Raw genomic sequence first — 3,873 nt, 5'->3', positions numbered from 1 at the left:
CCCTGGCCGCGCTCGTCGCCGTACCCCTGCATGCATTCCCGCAGCGTGACCTGCTGGTCTTCTGTGGGTACGTCGTCGTCCTGGTGACGCTGGTGGGCCAAGGCCTGACGTTTGCCCCACTGCTCCGGTGGCTGAAGCTAGGCGTCAACGCCACGGAGGTGGAGCAGCTGAACAACGAGGCCCGCCTGGCCAGTGTCGAGGCAGGCCTGGACACGGTGGACCGGCTCCTGGAAGCGAAGCGCATCGGCACCGAGCTGGCCGCCGTACTGCGAGCCAACCTGGCCGCCCGGGCCGACCGGTACGAGGCCCGCAGCGCTGCACTGCTCCAGTCGGGCGACGGCGACATCACTTGGCCGCAGGACTACCGTGCCGCGGTCGAGGCGCGTCGGGCGATCGTCAACGCCCAGCGCGCCGAGCTTGTCCGGTGGCGTGACGCAGGCCGGCTACCGGACGCCAGCCTGCGCAAGCTCCGCCGCGAACTGGACCACGAGGAACGGACCCTGCTGGATCTCTAGGGACGCAGTACGACGCTTGACTCTGCCGTGAGGGCCAGGAACGTCAGGGACTCCTGCAGGTAGAGCTGGACGCTGTCGGTGTCGTGGGACAGGTAGCCGATGGACAGGTCCTGCCCGAGGTGCAACTCGTAGTCGCCGCCTCGCGTGGAGACCAGCAGCGCGCCCTCGAGCGCGGGAGCCCAGATGATCTCGCCGTCCCCGATCAGCCGGGACAGGTGATCCCGGATCGGGTAACCGTGGTCGGTCGTCTCTGCGACAGCCGTATAGGCGTCGGCGGACAGCAGCAGGCTGTACGGGCCGGCCACACCGGCCAACCGCAGCGCACGCAACGCCTGCGCCACGGTGTCCGGGAGATCCTTCGCCTCACCGGGCAGCGCCAGTACGTCGTTCGAGGTGCTCGGGGCGAGTCCGACGATCCCGGCGGCGTCGGAGCCGTGGAAGACCAGGTGGTCCTCGGCGTACGCGATCTGCTTCGCGGCGTCCTTCACCGGTTGCCAGTCGGAGTCCTTCGCGCCGCGCTCCACGTCGTCGACGGCGTGCCGGGTCACCCTGAACGGGACGCGGAGCTCGATGATCGGCTGCGACAGCCGGCGGAGCGCCTGTACGCCGCTGCCCAGTGACATGCTCTGGGCTTCGACCGGCTCGGTGTGGCCGGTGCCGACCGAGGACAGCCCGGGACCGGCGGGACCGACCAGGTCGACCACGCGGCGCCCGGCGATGTCCCGGGTGAAGGTCCGGCGGGCCTCCTCCTCGATCTCGCCCCAGGCGGCGTCCGAGACCGGGGCCAGTTCGCGGTGCAGGTTGTTCGTCATCTGGAACTCCTTTTCAGGCTGCCGATCCCCAGCGAACCATCGCTGCCGGTGGGGTTGTCGAGGGGGTTCTCGAGAAAGTCCGCGGTCGGTACGAAGAACAGGCTGCCGGTGACCGCGGTCGAGAAGTCCAGGATCCGGTCGTGGTTCCCGGGCGGTTCACCGACGAACATCCGGTGCAGCATCCGCTCGATCACCGCCGGCGTCCCGGCGTACCCGATGAAATAGGTGCCGAACTCGCCCGAGCCGGGCGACCCGAACGCCATGTTCTCCCGGACGATCTGCCGTTCGGTGCCGTCCGGGTCGACGATCGTGGTCACCGCGACGTGCGAGTTCACGGGCTGGTCGGTCAGCTCGATGTCGCTGAGCTTCGACCGGCCGATCACCCGCTCCTGCTCCGCGACCGGCAACGCCTGCCAGGCGTCCAGGTCGTGCAGGTACTTCTGCACGATCACGTAGCTGCCCCCGGCGTACGGCGGATCCGCGTCGCCGATCGCCAGCGCCGCGGCGGCCTTGCGGCCCTCCGGGTTCTCGGTGCCGTCCACGAACCCCAGCAGGTCCCGCTCGTCGAAGTACTTGAACCCCTGGACCTCGTCCAGGACCCGGACATGCCCCGCGAGCCGCCGCAGTACCTGGCGCTCCAGCTCGAAACACAGGTCGAGGCGCCGGGCGCGGAAGTGGAACAGCAGGTCCCCGTGGGTCGCCGGGGCGGTGTGCCGCGCGCCGGACAGCCGGCGGAACGGGTGCAGGTCCCGCGGCACCGGCGCCCGGTAGATCCGGCTCCACAACGACGCGCCGATGCCGGCGACGCAGCTGAGCTGGTCGTCGGGGGCGCGGAAGCCGACCGCGCGGGCCAGGCCGGCGAGGTCCGCCAGCAGGTCCCGCACGGTGGCCTCGGATCCGGGACGTACGTCGGCGACCAGGAAGATCGCCGCCTTCGCGGGCTCCCGCAGTACGTCCTGGATCATCGGTTCAGGACCACCACTTGCCGCTCTGGGAGAGCGCCTCGTCGGTGCGCCCGGTGGTGTCGAGGCCGTCCAGGGCGGCCATCGCGGCGTCGTCGAGCTCGAAGTCGAAGACGCCGGCGTTCGCCACGATCCGGTCCTGGTGGACGGACTTCGGGATCACCGACAGGCCCTTCTGGAGCCCCCAGCGGATCAGCACCTGGGCGGGCGTGTGACCGGTGGCCTCGGCGATCCGGGTGACCTCCGGGTCGTCCAGGTGCTTGCCGGTGCCGAGCGGGCTGTACGCCTGGACGACGACGCCGGCCGCCTCGCAGGCGTCGACGAGCCCGGCGCGGTACTCGAACGGGCTGAACTGGACCTGGTTCGCGACCGGCTGGATGCGGGCGATCTTGCCGAGCTCGGCCAGCTCGGTGGCGCTGAAGTTCGAGATGCCGATGCCCTTGGTGAGCCTGGCGTCGACCGCGGCCTCCATCGCCGGCCACGCCCAGGTCGGCCCGCCCTGCGGCCAGTGGATCAGGTACAGGTCGAGGTAGTCGGTGCCGAGCCGCTCGAGGCTCTTCTCCGCCTCGACCCGCGCGTCCTTCCCGCCCGGGTAGAACTTCGTGGTCAGGAAGATCTCCTCGCGCGGGACGCCGCTTTCGCGGATCGCCTTCCCGACGCTGGTCTCATTCTGGTAGGCCTGCGCGGTGTCGATCAGCCGGTACCCGGCCTCCAGCGCCCAGGCGACCGCCCGCTCGGTCTCGGCACCGTCGCGGGCCTGCCAGACCCCGAGGCCGAAGACCGGGAGTTCGGTTCCGTTGGACAGCGTGCGCGTGCTGGTCAAGGTCAAGGTCATGTACTCCTTCTACCAGCCGGATCAGCGATCCGGCCACATCGACGCGAGACTGTGCAGGGTGGTCGCGACCTGGACCGGCGCGGTAGCGGTCAGGACCAGTCCGCCACCGGCCGGCAGGTAGCAGCTCGAGATCGACACCTCGCCGTCGTTCGCGAACACCTCGATCGAGGTCCGGTCGATCAGTATCCGGACGGTGCGCAGGCCGCCGGAGACCGCCTGGGATGCCACGGTTGTCCCGGTGAGCTCCACGGTCGTACCGCAGACGTCCACGGTCAGAGTCGCTCCGGACGGGATCTCGACGTCGAGGTGCAGGTCCGCCTCCACCGGCCCGTCGGCGAGGACCTTGCCGGCGCCCGGCTTCACGGTGCCGGACCAGCGCGCGGTACCGGAGTACAGCGTGGTCAGCTCACGGATCGGGGTCCGGAACAGCCGCGGCTGCCCGTCGACCGTACGCAGCGTCAACTCGCACGGGATCGTGACCTGCTGGTTGAACGGCATCCCGGGGTACCGGCCGTCCCGCATCCACGCGGCCTGGATCCGGCGGCCGTCGCCGGTCTCGGTGTTGTTCCAGGTCTGGGTGGCGTAGAAGTTCGGCCCGGCGTCCGACCGCAGCTGCTCGGTCTCCTCGGTGAACGTCGTACCGTCGAACGTGCCGACGGAGTACTTGCCGTCGCCGCGGACCAGCACCCACTTCGGGTCGCCGCCGTCGAGTGGGAGCTCGAAGAAGTCCGGGCACTCGAAGCTGTCCG

General features: G+C 70.2%; 4 protein-coding genes and 1 pseudogene. 1 reads left to right on the top strand and 4 read right to left on the bottom strand.

Translation table 11 applies throughout. The features are described 5' to 3' along the window. A pseudogene (locus tag VFF46_RS10970) lies at positions 1 to 515 on the top strand (sodium:proton antiporter); the annotation flags it as partial. Here VFF46_RS10970 and VFF46_RS10965 read toward each other — a convergent pair. The 4 genes from VFF46_RS10965 to VFF46_RS10950 form a co-directional block, all read right to left on the bottom strand. Continuing rightward, positions 512 to 1,327, bottom strand: a complete 816-nt coding sequence (locus tag VFF46_RS10965) for a family 1 encapsulin nanocompartment shell protein (RefSeq protein ID WP_325036969.1) — start codon at positions 1,325 to 1,327, stop codon at positions 512 to 514. The pseudogene VFF46_RS10970 and the gene VFF46_RS10965 sit on opposite strands and share 4 nt — an antisense overlap. Next, positions 1,324 to 2,292 (bottom strand): Dyp-type peroxidase, encoded by a 969-nt coding sequence (locus tag VFF46_RS10960; protein ID WP_325036968.1) that lies wholly within the window; start codon positions 2,290 to 2,292, stop codon positions 1,324 to 1,326. Before VFF46_RS10960 ends, VFF46_RS10965 begins: the two co-directional genes overlap by 4 nt. A gap of 4 nt (positions 2,293 to 2,296) precedes the next feature. Then, positions 2,297 to 3,124 (bottom strand): aldo/keto reductase, encoded by an 828-nt coding sequence (locus tag VFF46_RS10955; RefSeq protein ID WP_325036967.1) that lies wholly within the window; start codon positions 3,122 to 3,124, stop codon positions 2,297 to 2,299. A gap of 21 nt (positions 3,125 to 3,145) precedes the next feature. Further along, positions 3,146 to 3,873, bottom strand: a 728-nt coding sequence (locus VFF46_RS10950; protein ID WP_325036966.1) for a GH32 C-terminal domain-containing protein, incomplete at its 5' end; no start/stop codon positions are given.

The sequence above is a fragment of the Kribbella sp. genome, assembly GCF_035655035.1.
Lineage (GTDB): Bacteria > Actinomycetota > Actinomycetes > Propionibacteriales > Kribbellaceae > Kribbella.
This window is presented reverse-complemented; position numbering and strand designations above follow the sequence as displayed.